This is a genomic window from uncultured Psychroserpens sp., from assembly GCF_947501425.1.
In the GTDB taxonomy this organism is placed as follows: domain Bacteria; phylum Bacteroidota; class Bacteroidia; order Flavobacteriales; family Flavobacteriaceae; genus Psychroserpens.
Window position 1 is genome coordinate 238980 of record NZ_CANMVN010000004.1, and the last position, 22414, is coordinate 261393.

Annotated in this window: 18 protein-coding genes; 5 read left to right on the forward strand and 13 right to left on the reverse strand. The window is 34.3% G+C overall.

Annotated features, from left to right (window positions below; translation table 11 throughout):
* Positions 1-183 precede the first annotated feature (183 nt).
* Positions 184-2118: a T9SS type A sorting domain-containing protein gene (locus Q0951_RS07925; RefSeq protein ID WP_299336034.1), complete on the forward strand. Its 1935-nt coding sequence runs from the start codon at positions 184-186 to the stop codon at positions 2116-2118.
* Between the two features lie 48 nt (positions 2119-2166).
* Here Q0951_RS07925 and Q0951_RS07930 read toward each other — a convergent pair whose 3' ends face one another.
* A complete protein-coding gene (locus Q0951_RS07930) occupies positions 2167-2970 on the reverse strand; it encodes a hypothetical protein (RefSeq protein WP_299336035.1) in 804 nt (267 codons plus the stop codon).
* Complete coding sequence (locus Q0951_RS07935) at positions 2967-3530, reverse strand: sigma-70 family RNA polymerase sigma factor (protein WP_299336036.1); 564 nt, start codon at positions 3528-3530, stop codon at positions 2967-2969. The genes Q0951_RS07930 and Q0951_RS07935 overlap by 4 nt, the downstream gene beginning before the upstream one ends.
* An 89-nt stretch (positions 3531-3619) precedes the next feature.
* Between Q0951_RS07935 and Q0951_RS07940 the strand changes: the two genes are divergently transcribed.
* Entirely contained in the window at positions 3620-4285 is a 666-nt protein-coding gene (locus tag Q0951_RS07940) for a hypothetical protein (protein WP_299336037.1), read from the forward strand.
* 63 nt (positions 4286-4348) lie between these two features.
* Positions 4349-7081, forward strand: coding sequence for a CHAT domain-containing tetratricopeptide repeat protein (locus Q0951_RS07945; RefSeq protein ID WP_299336038.1), 2733 nt, complete (start codon positions 4349-4351; stop codon positions 7079-7081).
* A gap of 18 nt (positions 7082-7099) precedes the next feature.
* Here Q0951_RS07945 and pafA read toward each other — a convergent pair whose 3' ends face one another.
* Positions 7100-8773, reverse strand: a complete 1674-nt coding sequence (gene pafA / locus Q0951_RS07950; RefSeq protein WP_299336039.1) for an alkaline phosphatase PafA — start codon at positions 8771-8773, stop codon at positions 7100-7102.
* A 108-nt stretch (positions 8774-8881) separates the two neighbouring features.
* Between pafA and Q0951_RS07955 the strand changes: the two genes are divergently transcribed.
* Both Q0951_RS07955 and Q0951_RS07960 read left to right on the forward strand, forming a co-directional pair.
* Entirely contained in the window at positions 8882-9619 is a 738-nt protein-coding gene (locus tag Q0951_RS07955; protein ID WP_299336040.1) for an ABC transporter permease, read from the forward strand.
* Positions 9619-10386, forward strand: coding sequence for an ABC transporter ATP-binding protein (locus Q0951_RS07960; protein WP_299336041.1), 768 nt, complete (start codon positions 9619-9621; stop codon positions 10384-10386). The genes Q0951_RS07955 and Q0951_RS07960 overlap by 1 nt, the downstream gene beginning before the upstream one ends.
* 1 nt (position 10387) lies before the next feature.
* Here the strand turns inward: Q0951_RS07960 and Q0951_RS07965 are convergent, their stop codons facing one another.
* The 10 genes from Q0951_RS07965 to Q0951_RS08010 form a co-directional block, all read right to left on the reverse strand.
* Complete coding sequence (locus tag Q0951_RS07965) at positions 10388-11851, reverse strand: DUF389 domain-containing protein (RefSeq protein WP_299336042.1); 1464 nt, start codon at positions 11849-11851, stop codon at positions 10388-10390.
* Positions 11852-11853: 2 nt separating this feature from the next.
* Positions 11854-12936, reverse strand: a complete 1083-nt coding sequence (locus Q0951_RS07970) for a mannose-1-phosphate guanylyltransferase (protein ID WP_299336043.1) — start codon at positions 12934-12936, stop codon at positions 11854-11856.
* 23 nt (positions 12937-12959) lie between these two features.
* Positions 12960-13571, reverse strand: a complete 612-nt coding sequence (locus tag Q0951_RS07975; RefSeq protein WP_299336044.1) for a SprT-like domain-containing protein — start codon at positions 13569-13571, stop codon at positions 12960-12962.
* Between the two features lie 9 nt (positions 13572-13580).
* Complete coding sequence (locus Q0951_RS07980) at positions 13581-17615, reverse strand: FG-GAP-like repeat-containing protein (RefSeq protein ID WP_299336045.1); 4035 nt, start codon at positions 17613-17615, stop codon at positions 13581-13583.
* Positions 17616-17792: 177 nt separating this feature from the next.
* The gene (locus tag Q0951_RS07985) at positions 17793-19034 is read right to left on the reverse strand and encodes a glycosyltransferase (RefSeq protein WP_299336046.1); all 1242 of its coding nucleotides are present in this window, start codon (positions 19032-19034) and stop codon (positions 17793-17795) included.
* A gap of 8 nt (positions 19035-19042) precedes the next feature.
* Positions 19043-19594, reverse strand: coding sequence for a hypothetical protein (locus Q0951_RS07990; protein WP_299336047.1), 552 nt, complete (start codon positions 19592-19594; stop codon positions 19043-19045).
* A gap of 138 nt (positions 19595-19732) precedes the next feature.
* Complete coding sequence (locus Q0951_RS07995) at positions 19733-20641, reverse strand: TIGR01777 family oxidoreductase (protein ID WP_299336048.1); 909 nt, start codon at positions 20639-20641, stop codon at positions 19733-19735.
* A gap of 54 nt (positions 20642-20695) precedes the next feature.
* Positions 20696-21367: a tRNA (5-methylaminomethyl-2-thiouridine)(34)-methyltransferase MnmD gene (mnmD, locus tag Q0951_RS08000; protein WP_299336049.1), complete on the reverse strand. Its 672-nt coding sequence runs from the start codon at positions 21365-21367 to the stop codon at positions 20696-20698.
* A gap of 6 nt (positions 21368-21373) precedes the next feature.
* On the reverse strand, positions 21374-21820 hold the full coding sequence (locus Q0951_RS08005; RefSeq protein WP_299336050.1) for a hypothetical protein: 447 nt from the start codon (positions 21818-21820) through the stop codon (positions 21374-21376).
* The gene (locus Q0951_RS08010; RefSeq protein ID WP_299336051.1) at positions 21820-22335 is read right to left on the reverse strand and encodes a DUF4920 domain-containing protein; all 516 of its coding nucleotides are present in this window, start codon (positions 22333-22335) and stop codon (positions 21820-21822) included. The genes Q0951_RS08005 and Q0951_RS08010 overlap by 1 nt, the downstream gene beginning before the upstream one ends.
* Between the last annotated feature and the right edge of the window lie 79 nt (positions 22336-22414).

The following is a 22414-nucleotide window of genomic DNA, read 5'->3' on the forward strand; positions in this document are numbered from 1 at the left end:
CATCTTAAAAAGTTATAAGACAACGCTTATCATTAAAATCTTAACGCTCGTCATTTTGTTCTAGATTTTACAGGTTCTTGACACTACTTTTAAGTATAATACATTTGAAAAATCTCTTTTTCATTGTCGTATTATCGCGGAAACCGAAAAGCGAATGAGTAGGCAATTAAAACTATTTCAACTATGAAAAAATCTATTTTTTTAGTGCTATTAGCTTTTGTAATATTTACAAATTTTTCAATAGCTCAAGACCTTAAGCCAGAGAAAGAGTATCAAAACACAATTGATGCTATAGAGCAAACAATCGATTTTTATATTCAGCAGAATATTGATAAGAAAATTCCAATTGATTTTTCAAACGCAGCAAGAACCAGTTCTGAACTAAATGATGTTAAAAGTCGAAATTATTATATCAGATCTTTAAAGGAAGACTTTCTCCGCAAAGAATTCTTTGATAACAATCCTTCACTTAAAACTGCTTACAGAAAAGGAAAAAACGATGTGACACCTTGTACAGATGATAATGATGATGGAACTTTTGAAAATGGCAATCCAGGAACATATAGTGCCACAAAAAATGGATCTCCAACTCCAATCGTAACTGAGTCACCATTTGTTGATCCTCTTTCTCCTGTAGCCATTGTAAGTTCTGGAAATGACCCTATTCTATTTAGCCTTACAACAGGATTACAAGACGCCAACGCCATTACATTGTCAAGAACAAATGGTTCTACTAAAGCAGTTAGAATCAATCAAAACAAACGCTTTTTTACTAATATGACAGACAATGCTGAAAACGATAAATTACTTAAGACTTTTGTTGCAGACGATAGATACATCACCTTAGATTATGCAGCAGTTTTAGAGAAATGGTCTCAACATTCAGTAGCTGAACACCCTTACTTTAAAGTAAATGTCTACGTAGATGGAAGTCCGTTTGCTACAGACTCAGAAACGGTAAGAGCTTCTGACAGCGATTTAGAGTCTTTTGATGACTTTTTAGACCAAAACAATGTAAATGACAGCTATGCTAATCTTACAAATAATTTGAATACAGACTTAAGATATTCAGGTCAATGGGAAACGATGACATTAGATATCGGCGAAGCTAATGTAGGTAAATCTGTAGAGTTAAGATTAGAAGTAAGAGATTGTAGTCAAAGTGTTCATGCTGGTTATGTGTACATCGATAACATATCAAATTGTGGCGATGATGATCCAGATCCTTGTACTAACCCGTGTAATATAAATGCTGACATAGATATTAACAATGTTTCTGCCTGTGTAAGAGAATTTTCTGGCACAAATTTAATTGCTCCTCAATGCGAAGATATATATTCTTATACTTGGACTATCAAGAGAAACGGAGTTACCATTACAACGAATACAAATAAGGATTTCACTTATGATTTCTCTAATGATTCTGATGGATATTACATTGTCGAATTAAGAGTTACTTATGATGACGGAAGTGTTAAGATATGTCAGGATAAAGAGTCAGTAACTATTTATATCAACTGTCAACCAGACTGTAAACCTGCAAGTTGCCTAGATATAGTAGAAGTTGAAAACTGTGTTGATTATCAAGCCTGGATGAATTGTAATGATCCTAATATAGATTATATTAATTGGTATTATACCATTAGTAGTACATATTACCATGTTTTTGCTGGACAATCATCAGGTAATGCTGCCGGACAACATGCGCAACCAATCTATTTACCAAGCCCTCCTGCAGGAATCTCAAGCTGGGACAATTATAATTTATACGTATATGCCGAAATTGTATTTGAAAACGGAACCGTATGTGATGAAGTATATACCTACATTACTCTAGATTGTGATGATAATGGTGGTATTGGAGGTAATTTCCGTAATTCACAGAACGATTTAAAATTATATCCAAATCCGATTAAACCAAATCAAGAATTACATTTTGATGGAATTGACAAAAATGACATTGAAAACATTGAAGTTTTAGATATCGTTGGAAATATTAAATTAAGACTAAAACCAACAAGCAATACACTTAATGTTAGAAATTTAACTTCTGGAATCTACTTTGTAAAGTTCTATACATCGAAAGGAATTGAACAAAAGAAGATTGTCGTAAAATAATATGTATTATCTATTATGTAAATAAGCCTCTTAAATTAAGGGGCTTTTTTATTCATCATTTAATTGGCTTAATAACTCTTCGGCTTTTTTATAGTTATAAAGCTTCTTAGAAACAACAGTATTCAAAACAACTTTAGAGTCGTCAAGGCGATCTTGTTTGAGATAGAGTAAGGCTTTATACCAATAGCCCATACTCCCATCAATAGATGGGTTGTTAATTAAATTATCATAAGTTATCTCAGCTTTCTTAAACTGATTTAACTCCACCTGAGCTAATCCTGTATATAGATATAATGAAATATTAGAGCTTTCTGTACCTAGAACTGATTCAAAAATAGCCAGTGATTCTTTATAGTTTTTCTTTTCGAAAAGAATTTGGGCATTAACAAGTTGTTTCTCTATTTCATTTGCATTACTTCTGGTAGCAAACGATGGCAACTCACTTAAGCTTACATAATCATTATACAAGGCTTTACCAGAAACACTTTGATTAAAAAATAATTGAAACCCGAGGAACACAACAATAGAAGCTGCTGCCAGATAATAAAAAAACGATTTGTTCAATTTACGTGTAGTGTTATCTTTCTGCTTACTCACTTTATCAATTGTATGCTTTAGATCCTGCATCCCACCCTCATTCAACAAAAGTTTGTATTCTTCAACCTCTGGCGACTTTTCACTAACAAAACTCCACTCTTCATCATTAAGCGTTTCAAAAAGTTCAGCTTCTAGCTTAAATTGCTTGCTAAAATCGGCATCAACTTTTAAACGCTCTAAAACCAATTCCATTTCAGTTTCAGATAGCGTACCTTTAAGATAATTATCTATTAGTATATAGTCCTTTTCAGTCATAACTTATTCAATAAGACAAAACGTTTGTCAGCTTGTACCAACTGCTTTAATTTGTTTTTACACTTAAAGACACTTTGTCTGGCAACTGTTTCTGTATTGTAACCAATTTTATTTACAATATCTGCATATGATACTTTATTAAAATACAATTTTAATACCTGCTTACATTTGTCAGAGATCAGTTCTAAACACTCTTTGTATAATTCCCAGCGTTTTTGTTCTAAAACAGCCATAGCAATATCTGTGCTATCATCCTTCAGTTCACCTAGTTCATATTTTGTTACCTTATTTTTTGATTTATTTAACTCTCGACGCCATAAATTTTTGCAAACGGTAAAAAAATAAGCTTCAAAACTAGAGTGCACAGTAAACCTTTCTTTCTTATATCTTACAGCCAATTGCAGTAAAGCTTTTTGAAAAATATCTTCAGCATCCAAACTTTGACCTTTATTATTTACAACAAACCGAAGCACCTTAGGAAACATTTCTTTATAAATCTCAACAACAATAGACTCACTATTATTTATCAATCCATTCAGGTAATAATTAGGGTCTTTCATCGGCTTTTTTTGGGTAGCTTAATAAAAAAGTCTTTTTTTTATAAAACAAATATATATATTTATAAGATAAAGATAAATCCCTATTAATTATGAGAAAACTAAATTTTAAGGTGCTCGCTATATTAGCGATCATGCTATCAATGAGTTGTTCAGTTGACAATCTCGAACAAGATTATCAAAATGAAGCTCTTGAGAGAAAAATTGATGCAGACATCAATTCTGAAAAAGATCATAGTGAAAGATCAAGGAATAATTCTTCTCAAGATGCTACGAATTCTAGTAATCTAACAATCGTAAATGAGATGCCTGCAGGTACTGAAACACAAATTCTGTATTTTAATATGAGTGAATTGGAATACGAATTGATTCAAAGTCCATTTCAAGCTGACCCAACAGTTCCATTTAATATTTATTTCAGGAATTTAATGTCGCTTCACTATACCATATATACTATTGAAGAGAGTACGATATGTGAAAATGTTGAAAGATGGGTAGTCAATAAGCAAGAATATGATCTCTATAAGGCACTACTTGATAGTACAGGTGCTTCAGTTTTTAATCCGAATCCGGATAATACTGGAGGAGGTCAAACGAGTAATACAGGACCAGGATTAGGTGGTGTTGATGGTACTAAAGCAGGTCCTCCTGTAAATGGTGGTGGCAGTGACGATGATGATGACGATGAAGAGGATGATCCTGATTTAGATCCAAAAGAGCATTTAGCACAATGCTTTCCTAATAATGTAAAATTATAACAATACAAGAGAGGTAGCTATTGACTTAGCTATCTCTTTTTTCTACTATTTTGATTTTGAAATTTGAAAAATATATTATCAATTGTATTGTTTATTTCAGGTCTTGTTTGTTTTTCACAGGAACCATCTAAACGATATCTAAATATCTTCGAGAATAACAATTTAAGTGCTCCGGAAAAAGAGAGACAATTTGACTCACTACTTAATGCACACAAAATAAATAATCAATTAGATTTTTTAATAGAAGACACTTTTGAAGTATTTAGATGGCTGTATAAAAAAAAGCCAAGAAACATAGAAAAGGCAATCGCTCTCAATAAAAGGAATTTGTTTTTAATGGATTCCATCAACTATAAAAATGAGCCATTCTACAGAAGAAATGTTTATAGTTTGGGTTTTTATTATAGAAAAAACATCGACCTAGATAACGCCTTAACGACTCTAAAACTATTGCTGCGTTATGACGAGCCAGACAAAACCGTCATGCAAGGTGTATTTAATATTGCAGAAATTTATTTTGACACAGGACAATACACCCAATCTCTTAAATATTTCGAGTTAGGCAAATCCATTTCTAATCGATTAAAACACAATAACTTAATTGTAAGAAACGCTATAGGCATAGGACAATCTAACAAACTAATTAATACGCCAAAAAGTTTAAAAAATGGAATTGCTGAACTTACCAAAACCATAGCTTTTGTAAATTCTGTGAATAATGATGATAATTTAGACAATGATGTTGACTTAAAACATATGCACACCCTGTACAATCAATTAGGTAATCTTTACATTGATAGAGATGACTATGATTTTGAAAATGGAAAAGTAAATCTTGACCAAGCACTTATAATTGCTATTGAACTTGATAAAAGAACGCTACTGAGAAAAACATATAACGATATTGGCGTTTTGCACCTAAAAGATGAACGTAAAGAAGCTGAATCATACTTCAAAAAAGCACTAACTTACAAGCCTAGAGCTTTAATGAAATCGATCATTCATAGAAATTTAAGTATTCATTATTTCAACTTCAAACACCATGATAAGGCTTTAGCAGAAGTACAAACTGCCATATCTACTCTTGTTCATTTAGATACTTCTGACATAAAAAATCTACCTTCCAAGTCAGACTTAGTAAATTCAAAAGTTAAATTTCAATTGATTTCTGGCCTTATAGATAAAGCATTGATTTGGACTGAGCTCGCTGAAAAAACACCTGAAGACAAAACATATATCAATGAAGCCCTACGTACTTTTGAACTTGCCGATTTTCTTGTTGAAAAAGCCAGATTAGAAAGTCAAGAATTTAAATCTAAATTATTTTGGAGAAAGACCGCTACCGAAATTTATACAGGTGCTACAAAAGTCTGTTTTTTATCTGATAATCCTGAAAAAGCATTTTATTTTATAGAAAAGAACAAAGCTTTATTATTACTGGAAGATGTGTCTCTCAAGATGTCTAGAAACACGTCTGAAATTCCTGATGATATTATCCAACAAGAATCAAAACTTAAAACTGAAATTGACAGATTACAAAGTTTGCCTGTTACAAAAAACAAAGACTCTATTCAACGTTTAACCCTTTTAGCTAAGGATGATTACAACGAATACATCAATAGCTTAAACCCTAAGTTTAGATTTTTCTTTAAAACCAAAATACCTGCTAAAATCATTGACCTCAAATCATTTAAATCTGAATTTTTATCTGATAGCAATGTTTTTATTGAATATATTTTAAATGAAGAAGACGGTTACGGAATAGTCATCTCAAACGAGACAACCAAACTGTTTGAAATCAAAAATTGTGAAGAATTAAAGGAAAACACTAAGTCCTACAGAACGCTTTTAGAGCAACCTTATTTAGATAACCAATCCATAAAAGATTATAATACTGTTGCGCATACCATTTATCAAACCTTATTTCCTGATGACATTAAACCGTTGATCAAAGGCAAGAAGCTTACAATATCAGCAGATTATTACTTACAAAACATTCCATTTGAAGCACTCCAAACATCAACTGAAGGAAAGAGTTACCTTATTTATGATCATGAGATCAGCTATGCGTATTCTTTGTCGTTTCTAAATGAAAATGCAAAAATAGAACGTACAAACACTAAAAATCTAGTTGGCTTTGCTCCTATCAAATTCTCTTCAGGATTAAGCACACTGGCAAATACAGAACAAGAGCTAAACCTAATTGATGATGTATTTCCTTCAAAGATGTATTTTAATGAAAATGCTACAAAAGAACGGTTTTTTAGTAATAGTAAAAATGCAAGAATTCTCCATATAGCATCTCATGCAGATGCTAATGATAGTATTAGTCCGTGGATTGCCTTTTACAATTCTAAAGTCGATTTGAATGAATTGTATGATTTTAACAGCACACCAGATTTGGTCGTTTTAAGTGCTTGCAACACCTCTTTAGGAGAATTAAATAAAGGTGAAGGTGTGATGAGTTTATCCAGAGGTTTTTTTAATACAGGATCGCATAGTGTGTTGCCTACATTATGGGAAGTAAACGATAAAACATCTGTTGAATTATTACATACCTTTTATAAGAATATCGAATTAGGTCAAAATAAGTCATTAGCACTACATAATGCTAAACTTGACTATCTTGAAACTAGTGCGCCTAATCAATCGTCACCTTATCATTGGGCGTCATTTATTTTAATAGGTGATGCAGGAGAGATCGCTATTGATAATGGCTGGCCAATAATTTATAAATACGCATTGGTTGGTATTCTCATTGTAGTTATGATATTGATGGTTAGAAGAAAAAAATAAAATCTTAATTAGAAACAATCAATCCATCACAAACTCCAAAGGCTGACCTGTAGAACCATTTGGAAAACTAATTCCTAAGAGAGCAGAGATTGTAGGTGCTATATCCGGAATGACTGTTTTTTGATACGTTTCGCCATGCTGTATCCCTTTTCCGAAGAATAATAAAGGCACATGTGTATCGTAGTTTAATCCACTGCCATGGGTAGAACCCGTTCTGCTATAAGAGATATATGCGACATCGTTCACCAGGATCACATCTCCTGATCGCTTTTGATTAAATCCATTTTGTAATAAGGCTTCAATACCAGTCACAAACTGTGTCGAATTCATAGCTGTAGCAGTGTAAGTTTTAGCTACATGATCATAACTAATCTGTTCATTAGCAATAGCTTCTCGTACATCATTGAGATTCAAGCCCATTGATTTTATTTTTTCCCGATCTAAAAAAATCTGGTTATTACTAATATCTTCAATGATCTCATTGGTTCCGTAAGCATCAGTTAAAAACTTCTGAAATTTGGCCTTTCTTTCATTATTGTCAATATAACCAGCAGGAATGTTAACCGAATTTAGATAGGCAGGCACATCAACAGCTCCATGATCGGCTGTAAGAAAAACGGTGTATGCTCCTACTCCGACATTGGCATCCAAATAGTTAAATAAGCGTTCCAGGTCTTTATCTAGTCTAATGTATGTATCTTCTACTTCTTTAGAATTAACTCCAAAATTATGACCTACATAATCAGTACTAGAAAAACTTACTGTTAGTACATCTGTAATAGCATCTTTACCTAATTCTTCTCCTTTTATGGCAGCCATAGCGAAATCGGTAGTCAAACTATTCCCATATGGTGTGGCTTTCAAGATATCAAATCCGCCATTGTCTGCTTTTAATGCTGCAAGATCATAAGGAAATGTGGCTTTTTCTTTTCCTGTAAATCCACGTTCAAAATTATTATCATCACTACCGCTTTCTGTGTAGGTCGAAATATCATACATCGTGTCCCATTCTTTTAAATAGGATGCTGCAGTTTCCGAAGCATTGAAATCACTCACCCATTTTGGTAAAGTGTTCATGTAAAAAGTACTTGAGATCCATAGTCCTTCATCACGTCCGTGAAACCAATACGCAGCATTAGCTGTGTGACCTGCTGGTAAAATTGCACCTCTGTCTTTTATAGCTATTCCTATAGTTTTACCTCTCATTTGGGTAAATAATCTGTTTTCATCGGCAAAGCTTGTAGTTAACATTCTATGTGGTGACATTTGTCCGGCATTACTTTGTGTTCCAACAGATTGCACCGAATTATCACCTGCGCAATACACCATTTCTTTTGAGACTTTGTCATACCAATTATTACTTATTACACCATGGTATTTTGGTGTCGTTCCTGTAAACACTGAAGCATGACCTGGACCTGTATACGTTGGTACATAATTAAAGTGATTGTTCTTGCAATTAAAACCTTCATTGATCATACGTTTAAATCCACCATCTCCAAATTTGTTATAGAATCGGGTTAGGTAATCGTAGCGCATTTGATCGACAACAATGCCAATCACTAGTTTCGGACTAGAAGATATTTCACTTTGATCGAGAACTTCATCAATAGAAGTTACAACTTCCCTTTGGGCAAAACTGACAGTAATGCAACACAGAAACAATATTGAAAACAAAATACGGTTCATCATAGTAATTTACTTTTGGATACCAAAAATACAGATTTTAATTCATCATCTTTTAAAGTTAAGGTTAAGAACTCAGCATATTTTTTTACTTTTACCATAACAAATTTGACTATGCAATACCTCCATAATATTGGCGCTTATTTTTTAATGATTGCCGAAATGTTTCGCAAACCCACAAAATGGTCGGTTATGCGAACGCTAATCCTAAAAGACATTGATGATCTTATCATTGGCTCTTTAGGTATTGTAGCATTTATTTCATTTTTTGTCGGAGGTGTTGTTACTATCCAAACTGCTTTGAATATCAGCAATCCACTAATTCCTAAATATCTTGTTGGTTTTGCTACAAGACAATCGGTTATTTTAGAGTTTGCTCCTACGTTCATTTCAATAATCATGGCAGGAAAAGTAGGATCTTTTATTACATCAAGCATAGGAACAATGAGAGTAACTGAGCAAATTGATGCGCTTGAGGTAATGGGAATTAACTCACTAAACTACCTGGTATTTCCAAAATTCATTTCATTGATGTTATATCCATTTGTAATTTCAATTGCCATGTTCTTAGGAATATTAGGTGGAATGATTGCTGCTGTATATGGTGGATTTGGAACACTGGAAGATTATGTTACTGGTGTGCAAACCGATTTTATTCCTTTTCATATTATCTATGCTTTTATTAAAACATTTGTTTTTGCATTTGTATTGGCAACCATTCCATCATTTTATGGCTACTATATGAAAGGTGGCGCATTAGAAGTTGGAAAAGCCAGTACAACATCTTTTGTTTGGACCAGTGTGGTGATTATACTTCTCAACTATATTCTAACTCAATTATTACTAAGCTAATGATAGAAGTAAAAAACTTACATAAGTCGTTTAAAGATGCTCACATTCTAAAAGGTATCTCTACTGTTTTTGAAAATGGAAAAACAAGCTTGGTTATTGGACAGAGTGGTTCTGGTAAAACTGTATTTCTTAAATGTTTATTGGGTTTATTTTCTCCGGAAGAGGGATCAATTTCCTATGACGGAAATATATATTCTGAACTTACCGACGATCAAAGGCGAAATCTAAGAGCAGAAATGGGAATGGTGTTTCAGGGAAGTGCACTCTTTGATTCTATGACCATTCAAGAAAATGTCATGTTTCCATTGAAAATGTTTACAAAGCAAAGTAAAAGTGAGATGGAGGATCGTGCCGATTTTGTACTGAAACGGGTTAACCTTCCTGATGCGCATCATAAAATGCCTAGTGAGGCGTCTGGTGGTATGCAAAAGCGTGTGGCTATAGCAAGAGCCATTGTAAACAATCCAAAATATTTGTTTTGTGATGAACCTAACTCTGGATTAGACCCTAAAACTGCTATTGTGATTGATAATCTTATTCAAGAAATCACAGATGAGTACAACATCACAACTGTGATCAACTCACACGATATGAATTCTGTAATGGAAATTGGTGAAAAAATTGTGTTTTTAAAAGACGGACTCAAAGCATGGGAAGGATCAAAAGAAACCATCTTTAAAACCGACAACAAAATTGTTACTGATTTTGTGTATTCTTCAGAATTATTCAAAAAAGTACGTAAAATGTACTTAGAGGAAAGAGACTAAACTACTCTACAACTAATGTGTCTAATTTCAATTTATCCTTAAACCAAGTTCTTAACTTTCCAAGATCCTTGTCTTTTTGTTCTTGCGTTGTAAGAGAATCTACCCATTGAAATGAAAATATAGAAAGTGTATCAAGTTTAGAAAAGTCTGAAGTAATACGCTTTGAATACGATACAGACTTCAAATTTTCATAATTAATTTTTGCTTCTCTAACCAAATCTTCAAAAGGAATTTGATCACGCTCTAAACGTAATAATCTTGCTACACGATCCTCAAGAAATGTGATTTTCTGACTTTGGGATAGGAGATCAATAGAGTCTCTGGTACGTAACTCTTCCATATACTCTAAATTATTGATTGCTCGGTTCTTCACCTGATTGATATAGAGTTTAGCATTTTTTAAAGCGGAATAATCACTAAAACGAGATTCCAATAAGCGTTTTGTTTCATCGGATATTTCATCATTTCCAAACGGAATCAATTCAATAAATGAGTTCCCTAAAGGATCATAATTAATAGATGCGTTTTTCTTTATGTATCCTGAATTAGGTAAGGCCTTTAATTCGTTTTCTAAATAAGCTTTAGCATCAATCTCAAATCGACTCTCTCTCAAGACATCCACAAACGTAAAACTTGCAGGAATCATAACAATGATTGCTACTAATGATGCCAATCTAGCTATACGTTTACGCTTTGCTGAATTGGCATATTTCAGCATAGGAAAACGCAATATTTTTAACACTAAAAATGTGGCTAATGCTATGAAAATCGTGTTGATTGTAAACAAATACATGGCTTGCCCAAAATACACCCAGTTGGCTTTAGCTAAACCATATCCAGCTGTACATAAAGGAGGCATTAAGGCAGTTGCTATGGCAACACCAAAAATCACAGAAGCAATTGTTCCTTTTTTAGTTCGGGCTATTATTAATGCTAAACCACCAAAAAAGGCAATCAATACATCTCTGATATCTGGTTTCACGCGACCCAGAAGTTCTGAGGTATCTTCACTTAAAGGAAAAAATCTAAAAAAGAGAAAAGCAGTTAATAAACTTAAAACAATCATAATTGCCAAGTTGATTAACGAACGTCTTAGGGTATCAATATCATTTATTGCAATGGATAAACCAACACCTAATATTGGTCCCATTAGAGGAGAAATTAACATGGCTCCAATAACAACAGCAGTAGAGTTTGCATTTAATCCAACCGATGCTACAAAAATAGAACACACCAAAATCCATGCAGTAGCACCTTTAAAAGGAATATCATTTTTGATTGCTTGAACAGTAGCGTCACGATCAGTGTCATCTCTAAAATCGAGTAATTCGTTTAAAAACTGTTTAGTACTTTGCCATAAGCCTTGTGCATCTTTTCTAACAGCTTCCTTAGATTGCTCAACAGCCTTTTCTTTGTTTATCTGAGCTTCCTCTTCAGAGAAATTAAATTTATTTTCTTCACTCATAATTATCCATAATGTTCCCCAAATTTGTCCTTAACCTTTTGGAGTACTTTTTTAATATCTTGCTCTTTTGTCTTCGGAAAGATAAGTAAAACTTCGTCTTTATCAACAATAATGTAATCTTCTATACCATCAACCACTACAACTTTATTGTTTTTGGTTCGTATCATATTACCCGAAGCATCTTCTGTCAGCGTTTGGGCATTCACAACTGCATTTCCATTATTGTCCTTATCCAGTTTATCGTATAAACTTCCCCATGTTCCCAGATCATTCCAGTCAAAAGTAGCAGGTAAAACATATACATTTTTTGAACGCTCCATAATAGCATAATCCACTGATATATTTTCAGCTTTACCATAATTATCTCTTACAAAATCATCTTCAAAATCGGTATTATAGATCTCACATCCTTGATAAAAAAGATCATACAATTCAGGTTGATTATTTTTAAAAGCTTCAATAACACTATTAACACTCCACATAAAGATTCCTGCGTTCCATAGGAAATTACCTTGAGCCAAAAACCCTTTAGCAGTCTCATAATCTGGTTTTTCTCTAAATTGTTCTACACTTTTTATAGACTCCATCGAAGCGTTATCAAACTCAATATAACCATATCCTGTATTAGGAAATGTTGGCTGAATACCTAATGTCATTAAGGCATCATGTTCTGTACAAAAGTTGAAAGCATCCTGTACATTTTGGGTAAAAGCATTTTCATCTTCTATCCAATGATCACTCGGAGCCACAATCATCACAGCATCCTTATTTTCCTTCTGAATCTTTAGTGATGCATACAAAATACAAGGCGCTGTATTTCGCATAGCAGGTTCTAAAACTACTTGACGTTTTGTTACTTCCGGAAGTTGCTCAAACACCAGATCATTGTAACGCTCATTGGTTAAAATGAATATATTTTCTTTTGGAATTAGTTGAGATAGCCTATGAAATGTCTTCTGGATCAACGTATCACCAGTTCCTAACATATCGTGGAACTGTTTTGGAAACTCCTCAGTACTAACTGGCCAAAACCTTGAACCAACTCCTCCTGCCATTAAGATGGCATAATAATTTTTATTTTGCATGTAATCCTATTTCATTTAAATCGCTAAATGAACTCATCTTTTTCGATAAGATCAACCTCAGCATTTGCATTAAAAAGATAAATTTTACCTGACGATACTTCAACACATTCATAACGTGTACGGCGTTTAGAGCCCTTTCTGAAAATTCGCCCATTATATATCTTGAACTTATGATGCAAAGGTACTTCAAATATAAATGTTTTGTCGTTTGGTGCGTCGAATTGCTTTAAAGCGTAGGCGAGTTGTAGATCTGTGTCGCTGGATGCTTTCGGATTCTTAAAATGCTGTGCTAATAATGGTAGTAATTCAGACGGAAATATATCTGGATTCAAAAACGGTAACATCAAACGTTGAAACGTATGTTTCCATTCAATTCCATGAGGTTTGATAAGCTTTCCATAAGCTTTATAAGTTTCAAAATGAGCAATCTCATGTATGAGTGTAATTAAGAACCGATACGAGTTAAGATTAGAATTCACAGTAATTTGATGCCTTCCATCTGGCAAACGTTTGTAATCACCATGTCTGGTTTTACGTTCTGACTTTACTTTGACAGTTAAGTTGTCATGATCTAAAAGGTCAACAACCTTCGGAATAGCGTTTTGCGGAATATAATCTTGAAGCATGTGTTGCATAGAAGACGTTTAACGCTTAATAGCAATCAGTTTTGATTCCTCATTAATGTTTAAAAAATACAAACCTGTTGCTGTTCCCTCTGGAACAACTATTCGTGTAACACCACCAAATTCATTGAACTGCTTTTTCAAAATATTCACCTGACGGCCTCTGATGTCAAAAATAGTAATGACATCGTCAATCGATGAGTTGGTAACAAAAATTTCGTTATTCAAAACAGGATTTGGATATACAATTTGCTCAGAATTTTCTTCAATAATAACGTTTCCGCTAAAATAAGGAACCGCAAAATCAAAAGCTTCGTTACCTACTTTCTCTCCTATCAAGCGACCAGGAATATCATCGGCAGGCGGATGAATTCCACCCCAAATTCTTGACAAACTTGTTTGATCTGATGCATCTCTGTAGGTTGCCCATTGCAATTTTATATCAACTGAAGGTCCTTGTTCAAATACTAAAAAGTCATTTTGTTTGGCAATAAACTCTCCAAGACCTCCAGGAAAAAAAGGACTGCCAGTAATTTTAGTGAGTACTTCTGAAGCTGCTCTAGAATAAGTAGAATGCCCAGACACATAACCTGCAAAAGGAGGTGTTACAAATGTTGGTCGTTGATATGGCCACCAATTTTCTGCCAGAATCCATCCAACACCAGCAACATCAGTTGACTCATCATCAATATAATCTGGACCTTTCCATGTATACAGTTTAATTTTTCCAACATTTTGATTTTCATCTCCTCTCAGTGGATCTGTAGGTCCTACAACTTCAACATATCCATCCACAAGAGGAATACCTGCAATGTTATAATTATCGAGTGTTTGGTCTGTACTCTGACCTAAAACAGCCATATTCCTTATTGCAGAAATTGGTCTGACATAATCATACCACCCTTTGACACTCCAAGCTGAAATAGCCGAATCATGCATAGCTCCACCTAAAATAAAATACGATTTCACATCCCATTCTAAATCATCTAGCACCTCACCTTCTCCTTCAAATTTCTTTTCTAATTGCGGATGTTCATTAACGTAATTTAAAATGGTAAACCAATGTCCTGGAGGAGTTTCCGAATCTGGACCATCTGCCCAGAATTCTGCTAAAACTCTCGTATAATCCCCTCTCGGCACAACTTGAGATTCATATGCCTGTCCAGTAATTGGATTAACACTATGACCTTGACCTATATCTCCACCTTCGATCACATTGTAGAAATCAGGATAATTTTCATAGCTGGTTGGAAACGTTGAAATATTAGTATTACCAATAGCTGCAGGCGAAATATCCCAAAGCACACCGTCTGCAGGATCTAAATGAGCTCCCCAAATTGAAACCATTGAAAATCCTAATTTATAGGCATCACTGGAGTCATCATCAGACTCAAGGTTGAGATAAGGAGGACTTCCAGGATCATTGTAAACGTTATAGGTTTCTCCATCACGTTGGTAGCTCACTTTATCTTCATCAGTCATTGCAAAAGGAAATACATTTCCCCATTCTGGACTCAAAAACTCAACAACCGATCCTTCGATTAGATTTCCACTTTGATCAATAAAAGTATTTAAACTTAGAGGTTGCCAACGATTAGGATCGAACATGAGGTCTTGGGTAGGCACGTTTGGTGCTAAAGGTTGATTAACCGAAAAGTAATAGGCGTTATTAAAAAAGTCTAATTCTCTTGAACCATCTCCGTTTCCGTAGTTAATAATGGTTTCAGCAACAAAATTTCCCAGTGCAGCCGCATTTCCGAATTGATATAACGTTGAGACTGCAAATGTGGTTTCATATCCTAGTTGCTCCATAATAAGGTCAAACAAGCGTTGTGATTCTTCTACATTAGGAGAGTTTTGAAATCTGTAAGTTAGTATGCGATACATTGCATAGCTAATGGCTTTTTTTCTCGATTCTTCAACACTTTCTAAGGGTATAAAATCAAGCAACTCTGTTGAGAAATTATTTACGGTGTTTCCTATTAGGTATGGTTTAGCTTCATCATCATAAATAGCCCAAATGTCATACATAGCCACACTGGTATGAAACAGATTTCTGGCATGTACTGTTGGTCTGGCAAAATCATTTCTAATGGCTACAAGTAAGACTTCATTCCACAATCTTGCAATGGATACATCTTCTGGAATTTGATCGGCATTAAGCGCTACTTCAATATTTTGCTCTTCACTAAAACAATTGCCGTCATTTTCTCTAACACTTAAACTTCCTGTCTCATTTAATCCCCATTTTACACTAATTATATCTGTACCTTGCCCTTCTATAATCTCTCCTCCAGTAACTGTCCAATTAGCCATTGAACCTTCTGCAATTGGGTAGGTATAATTTTCTATTCGGAAAAATCCAGAAGATGCATTACCAGTTATTTGACTGGCATCTAAATAAGAACAAGTCCCATCATCTAGAGTTGCATCTGGATTGTAATTACATGAAAAAGGATCGGTACAACCATATATTTTTTGACTTGGTGGAAGGTCTAAAGCGGTTATGTCTCCTCCTTCGATAGCCAGAAATGTTTGGTCTGCATCTAAATTTTGATACGTCTCTATTAAGCCTGATGGCCATTTAATTTCAAGCTCCTGAATTTGGGTATCATTACCCAAACCAAAATGAACAGCTTGCAAACTCTGCGACAAAAAACCAACACCAGTATAATGTCTTTTGTAAGTACCTAAATCTGTTGTGAGAGTCAAGGTTGTTCCGATAGCATCACGATTAGAGGTGGTACCTTGCAGCATTACCTTAACCCAATGTAAGGAGTTCTCTTCGTCAAAATTCAACAATTTATTTTCATATAATATGGATTGTTGATCTGCATTAGTTACATAGATATCAAGATCGCCATCATTATCGTAATCAAAGTCTACGGCTTCCACACTAACAGTAAGTGCATTAAAGTTGACATTTCCAGAGATATCTTCAAAACCTGACGAACCTTCCGCAGTTAAATTTTTGTAATACACATTATTTTCGGCGGAACGTTCTTCAAACTCATATCCATTAACAATGATTAGATCTTCGTCTCCATCAAGATCAAAATCGGCAAATCGTGTTCCCCAAGCCCAACCTGTTTCTGAAATATTATTAGCAGAAGTTCCATCTGAAAAATTATTTGACCCATCATTGACCAGTAAAGAATTCATTTCGATACCTGTGATGAATACGTCAAAAGCACCATCAAGATTAAAATCGCCAATGGTAACTCCCATATCATCAATCATATTGTCTAAACCGTAAGTTTGTGCATCATCAATAAATGATGTTCCATTTTGATTGACAAATAAGCTATTAGGTTGATTAAAATCATTAGAGACGTAGAGATCCATAAATCCGTCATCATTAATATCAAAAGGAATTGCTGTGTAACTTGCCAACACTCCAGTATCTTGAACATTAGCTTCTGTAGTTACATTAGTAAAAGTACCATTTCCATTATTTAGATATAATGAATTGGTCTCACAGGCATCCCAATCGTTAACGTAAATATCAAGAAATCCATCATTATTATAATCAAACCATGTAGCACCTGTGTGTCGACATTCACTTGAAGCTTCTAATCCAACCCCTTCTGACACTTCAGTAAATATCCCTTCCTGATTGATAAACAATTGTAATTTTTCAGAATGTGTAAATAAAATATCTGGAAATCCGTCATTATTGTAATCACCCCATGACACCCCATGTTTGAATCCTTTAAGTCCGAAAAAATCATCCAAGTCCTCATCAAAAGGCAATAAATTGGTCAATCCCACTTCGGCTGTCACATCTGTAAACGAGCCATCATTATTATTTCTGAAAAGCTTACTATGCGTAGTCTCATCACCTTCAACATCCTGAGCTAATGCTACCACAAAAATGTCAAGATCCATGTCGTTATCATAATCGGCTACAGCTATACCATTATTGTTTTCTAGGCTTCCTAATCCAGAGATGACTTGTGCTTGCTCAAAAGTTTGAGCAAAAAGCGTAGTCGACAATGTTAGAAAAGCCAAAACAAAAGCAAGTGGCAATTTGTGAAAGTGTAGAATTTTATTCACGCAAACAATTTTTGCTAAAGATAAGGATTCGTTAGAATATATTGAAGTTGAAATACTGTTAGAAACACACATGGGTTTTATAACTAAACAACTAAGGTCGCATAACTCCTTATTTACAGCCTGAGAATTAGAATTGAGTATTCTAATCGATTGATAAAATGGTAGTTTTAAACATCTTTAAATTAAAACCGATTTGGTTGTCTTAGCCAGTGTTTTAGCCTCTTTAAGTACCTTATTCCATGAACTAGCAATAGTGGTCCAATTGTAACAATCTGAAGCGGAATGCTGAAGTGCTTTTTTGGACATCTCTAATAAATAGGATTTGTCGTTGTAAAGCTTTTCTAGAGATTTCTGAAGCGCTAGTGGATCTATCTCGCCCATGGTAAATGGATTATTATCTAATACTCTCCACTCTTTGACCTCTAAAAGTTCACCATAATCTTTCCATAATTCTTGACAAGCGGTATGATCTGGCACTATTTGAGCAGCACCTGTTGCACCATGTTCAAAAGCAATCATGCCCCAGCCTTCTCCCATTGAAGTGTTGACACCAACATCACAAGCATTGTAAAGTCGATTCAAAACAGGATTAGAAACGTACTTATCGCCCAAAGGGTTTAAAATGATCTGATCTGAAACTCCAGATGCTTCAATTTTAGCTCTTAATTTGTTTAGTAAGAATTCAGGAGTGTTAGGAATATGAAAACACAAATATGCATTAGGCTTATCTTTTGCAAATTGAGCGAACCCGTCTATGGTTAAATGTAATGCTTTACGTTCAGAAATACGATTTGCATTAAGTACGATAAAACTATCCTCAGGATTTGATATGGAAGGAAATATTTCAGATTTTAAACTGGTTCTATCTAAAAATAGATCAGGAATTTGTCTTTGGTTTAAAGGGTAAAAATCCTGAACATCAGTACCATGAGGAATAACATGAGATTTTGGTATGTTTGATTCTGAAAGTTTAGAATAGGCTTGTAAAGTCTGCTCTAATGCATAATCTGTGTAACATATCAGATGATCTAAAAACAATGTATCTTCTACGTCATGGGGATTATCTATTTTCCCATCCAACGGGATATAGGCTACAGAAATAGGCTTAGGATCTAATGTTTTAATGACGCGCTCATAATTTTTAAACATCCAAAAATCATTCAGAATAAAAATAAAATCAGCCTTAAGTTCTTTAACCAATGCTTCCATTTGAAAGGCAGCATATAAATCACCACCTTCGAGATTAGTTGGGTATAATGTATATCCATTGGTTTTGATTCTTGGCTTTTTGTAACCAATACCTAACCAATGGATGTCATACTGTAATTGTAGTCTTTCAAATAAAGACGTAAGTACTCTAGTAAAACCTGAACCTGGTACATAGAGCCCTATAGCTACAATTTTTAATTTTTTATTCATCTAAAACATTAGGATCTTAACTCTATAGGAGAGTAATACGTTGTTCCGCTTATGTCAATTGGAGCCAATTCAAGTGTGGTTATGAGTCGTGAGGTTTCTAAACCTGAAAATTCAAACGTACTAGAATCTTTTGGTCCAAAAATATCTACTAAAGTATAAGATATTGAAGACCATGATCCACAATTTAATGTTTCTGCTGCTTGTTCAATTCGTGTAAGTTCTTTACCAGCACCTTCAGCTCTTAACCACTTATAAAATGGGCCTGTAGGTAAATTAGGTGTTGACATCAATTGAGTGGTTAATACATAAAAGAAATTTGTATCGTTTTGATACTTTGAAATTTGACTAGGAACAGCACTATTGTTAGAAAACTGAAAATTTTCAACGACCTTAAGTGAACGTCTATCAAATATAACCATCCAATATTGGTTGCTTTTAGGAGGATATGGAGGCTGCATATGATTAAAAAAAGTCCCTCCCTTGACATCTAATACGATTTCACTAACAGTATTTTCAGATCTAATAGAATTGATTGTAAGTGCGACATTTGTCTTTGCCATGATGTATGATTTAATTGATTAATAATTCTATAAAAATGAACTAATACTAGCTGATAATTTAGCGTAGAATTGATGAAAATAAAAAACAGGTATAATTACTTGGTTTTTTAGATTAGAAAGTAGGCATTAAAAAGAGTTCTAGCTAAAAATCTCAAGAAGTGCAGGCTCTAAATGATGAAATTTAAAGTCAAAACCTTCTGCCTCTATTTTGGCTGAACTAACACGCTGACTTTCAAAAAGGAGAATATGCATTTCACCTAACACCAATTTCATAGCCAGTTTTGGAATATTTGGTAATATTAATGGCTTGTGCAACACTTTTGCCACTGCTTTTGTGACTTCAGCATTTGATACTGGATTAGGAGCTACTGCATTGTAAACTCCATCTAAGTCATTGGCTACAGCAAAAACAAACAATTGAGCCAAATCTTCAATATGAATCCATGATTGCCATTGCTCTCCACTACCAAATGCTGCACCTGCACCAAAACGTATAGGTTTTGCTATTTCTGGTAAAGCACCTCCTTTTTCAGAAAGCACCAAACCTATTCTAATCTTTGCGACTGTAATTCCAAGAGACGAAAATTCATCAACTACAGCTTCCCATTGTTCAACAACCTGACCTAGAAAAGATGTAGACACTTTCGTTTCATCTTCTTCGTAATAATTAGTATCAGAACTTGGATAGATACCAATAGCGCTGGCAGATACGATTTGCTTTACCGGAAAATTATTCTTCTTTATGGTAGCATACAATAACTTTGCAGTGTCTACTCTACTGGATATGATTTCTTTCTTGTAACTCTCAGTCCAACGCTTAGATATTGTTGCTCCAGCAAGATTTATGATGGCACCAACACCTTCAAAACACTTCTCGTCAATTTCGTTTTGTTCTGGATTCCAATAAAAACCTTTATAATTATCAGATTGAACCAACTTATTTTTTGACGTGGTTAAATAGTGAACTGCTAAATTATGATCATGACAAGCTTTGACAATTTCCTGACCAATTAATCCTGTAGCACCTGTAATAAGTATCTTTTGCATAGTATTGCAAATTTACTCAAATACCACTCCAAGCTACGACATTTTAATAAGGGTTTAACGTTTGATCGCTCTGATCATATGTCGTTTACCCGGAGGACCTTCCAGACGTTGAACTTCGAACCCTAAAGATTGTAATATTCTTCGAACACTACCAATTGCTGCATAGGTTGTAAGTACTCCATTTTGTCTTAAAGCCCTATGCATCAGCCTGAAGATATCCTCTGTCCATAATTCTGGTTGTACTCTTGCCCCAAAGGCATCAAAATAGATAATATCATAAGCATTTTCTTCAGAAATATCTTTAAAAAATTTCTGTTGCTTGGTAAGTTGAAACAGATTAGAAATTTGATGTACTTCTTCCCAAGAAGGTTGATGAAGTTGTTGAAAATATAAGGAATCAATATTTAATTCAGATGTGTAATTGAGTTGGTTTAATTCTTCCGAAGACACAGGAAAAGCTTCAACTCCAACATAACTCATGGGTAACTTCAGCTCTTCTGATTTCAGCAAGGTAAGGAGTGCATTTAAACCTGTCCCGAAACCAATTTCTAATATTGATATAGGGTCATGAGGCTTATTTTCAGAGATAAAAAAAAGCAAACCATGCTTGATATATACATGACTTGCTTCTTGTATGGCACCATGAACAGAGTGGTATTGCTCGTTCCAATCTTCTATTTGAATGGTTTTTGAGCCATCTGCCGTGGTAATTATTTTACGTTGCACGCTGTTTTATTTAATCAATAACTTTTTGATCTTAGGAATTGGTCCTGTACACTCTGTTTTGTGACATGACAAACACATATTGATCGCGTTATTATATCGATCTTTCACAGATAGTTCAGAATCTGACATGAACACCTGTCTCTGAGCATCAATAAACTTACCTGAATAATGTTGAAAAGTTTCATTCCGTAACTTGGTCTCAGATAACTCAGCTGAATGAATCTTTAAGAACTCCTCAGGAAATTCGTTAGATAGTTCATTACCATCTACAATCTCTGCCTTGATTTGCTCATTGTAAGCATACATGCCTTTCATGAGCGAGGACATTTCAGAAGGTTTATAAACCTCATAGGATTTAGCACCATCGGTAATGGTAACCTTTTTCTCTGTATGTTCTGAAGTGTTACAACCTAAAAGTACTATAAGCAATAAGCCGCTTAGGTATACTTTCATTAGTCCTCTTTTAGAAGCACACCGTCTGCTTCAAATGATAATGTTTTTTTAGGCTCAGTAATTTTAGCAATTTCCTCTGCCGTTGCTCCACCATCTTCTGCATAGTGACGTTGTTCATCAACAGGCACTTCGTTAACAAAGGCTTTACCATTGATAATCACCTCTTTTCCTGCAATATCTTTTGGCATAAAAAAACCATAGTCTTTAAATTTTACCATCACCTGCTCGCCGTTAGCCAAATCAAGTTTCATCCAGCAACCCTTAGCTTGACAAACTTCATCAACCTTAGCGACCATTTTAGCATTGATAGTATCACCTACAGACATTTTAGTGTAGTTAGCTGCCATTTGTTCAGCAGCAAGAGCGTCAGTAGCTGTGATTTCTTTACCAAATGATGCATAAGCAATATCTTGAAGCTCTGTTTCAGCTTGTGCAACTTCTTCTGTTTTTTTGGCTTCATCTTTACATGATACTAGTAAAAAAACAACTAATAATATTGAAAAAATATGTTTCATTTTGAATGTGATTTATGTTAAGTTTTAAGTCTACGAAGTTACAAAATTTTTGTGAAAATATTATGTTTTTTTACCCATT

Coding starts and splice junctions, on each gene's coding strand:
- Q0951_RS07925 (WP_299336034.1), top strand. CDS start 184: ATGAAAAAATCTATTTTTTTAGTGCTATTAGCTTTTGTAATATTTACA.
- Q0951_RS07930 (WP_299336035.1), bottom strand. CDS start 2,970: ATGACTGAAAAGGACTATATACTAATAGATAATTATCTTAAAGGTACG.
- Q0951_RS07935 (WP_299336036.1), bottom strand. CDS start 3,530: ATGAAAGACCCTAATTATTACCTGAATGGATTGATAAATAATAGTGAG.
- Q0951_RS07940 (WP_299336037.1), top strand. CDS start 3,620: ATGAGAAAACTAAATTTTAAGGTGCTCGCTATATTAGCGATCATGCTA.
- pafA (WP_299336039.1), bottom strand. CDS start 8,773: ATGATGAACCGTATTTTGTTTTCAATATTGTTTCTGTGTTGCATTACT.
- Q0951_RS07955 (WP_299336040.1), top strand. CDS start 8,882: ATGCAATACCTCCATAATATTGGCGCTTATTTTTTAATGATTGCCGAA.
- Q0951_RS07960 (WP_299336041.1), top strand. CDS start 9,619: ATGATAGAAGTAAAAAACTTACATAAGTCGTTTAAAGATGCTCACATT.
- Q0951_RS07965 (WP_299336042.1), bottom strand. CDS start 11,851: ATGAGTGAAGAAAATAAATTTAATTTCTCTGAAGAGGAAGCTCAGATA.
- Q0951_RS07970 (WP_299336043.1), bottom strand. CDS start 12,936: ATGCAAAATAAAAATTATTATGCCATCTTAATGGCAGGAGGAGTTGGT.
- Q0951_RS07975 (WP_299336044.1), bottom strand. CDS start 13,571: ATGCAACACATGCTTCAAGATTATATTCCGCAAAACGCTATTCCGAAG.
- Q0951_RS07985 (WP_299336046.1), bottom strand. CDS start 19,034: ATGAATAAAAAATTAAAAATTGTAGCTATAGGGCTCTATGTACCAGGT.
- Q0951_RS07990 (WP_299336047.1), bottom strand. CDS start 19,594: ATGGCAAAGACAAATGTCGCACTTACAATCAATTCTATTAGATCTGAA.
- Q0951_RS07995 (WP_299336048.1), bottom strand. CDS start 20,641: ATGCAAAAGATACTTATTACAGGTGCTACAGGATTAATTGGTCAGGAA.
- Q0951_RS08005 (WP_299336050.1), bottom strand. CDS start 21,820: ATGAAAGTATACCTAAGCGGCTTATTGCTTATAGTACTTTTAGGTTGT.
- Q0951_RS08010 (WP_299336051.1), bottom strand. CDS start 22,335: ATGAAACATATTTTTTCAATATTATTAGTTGTTTTTTTACTAGTATCA.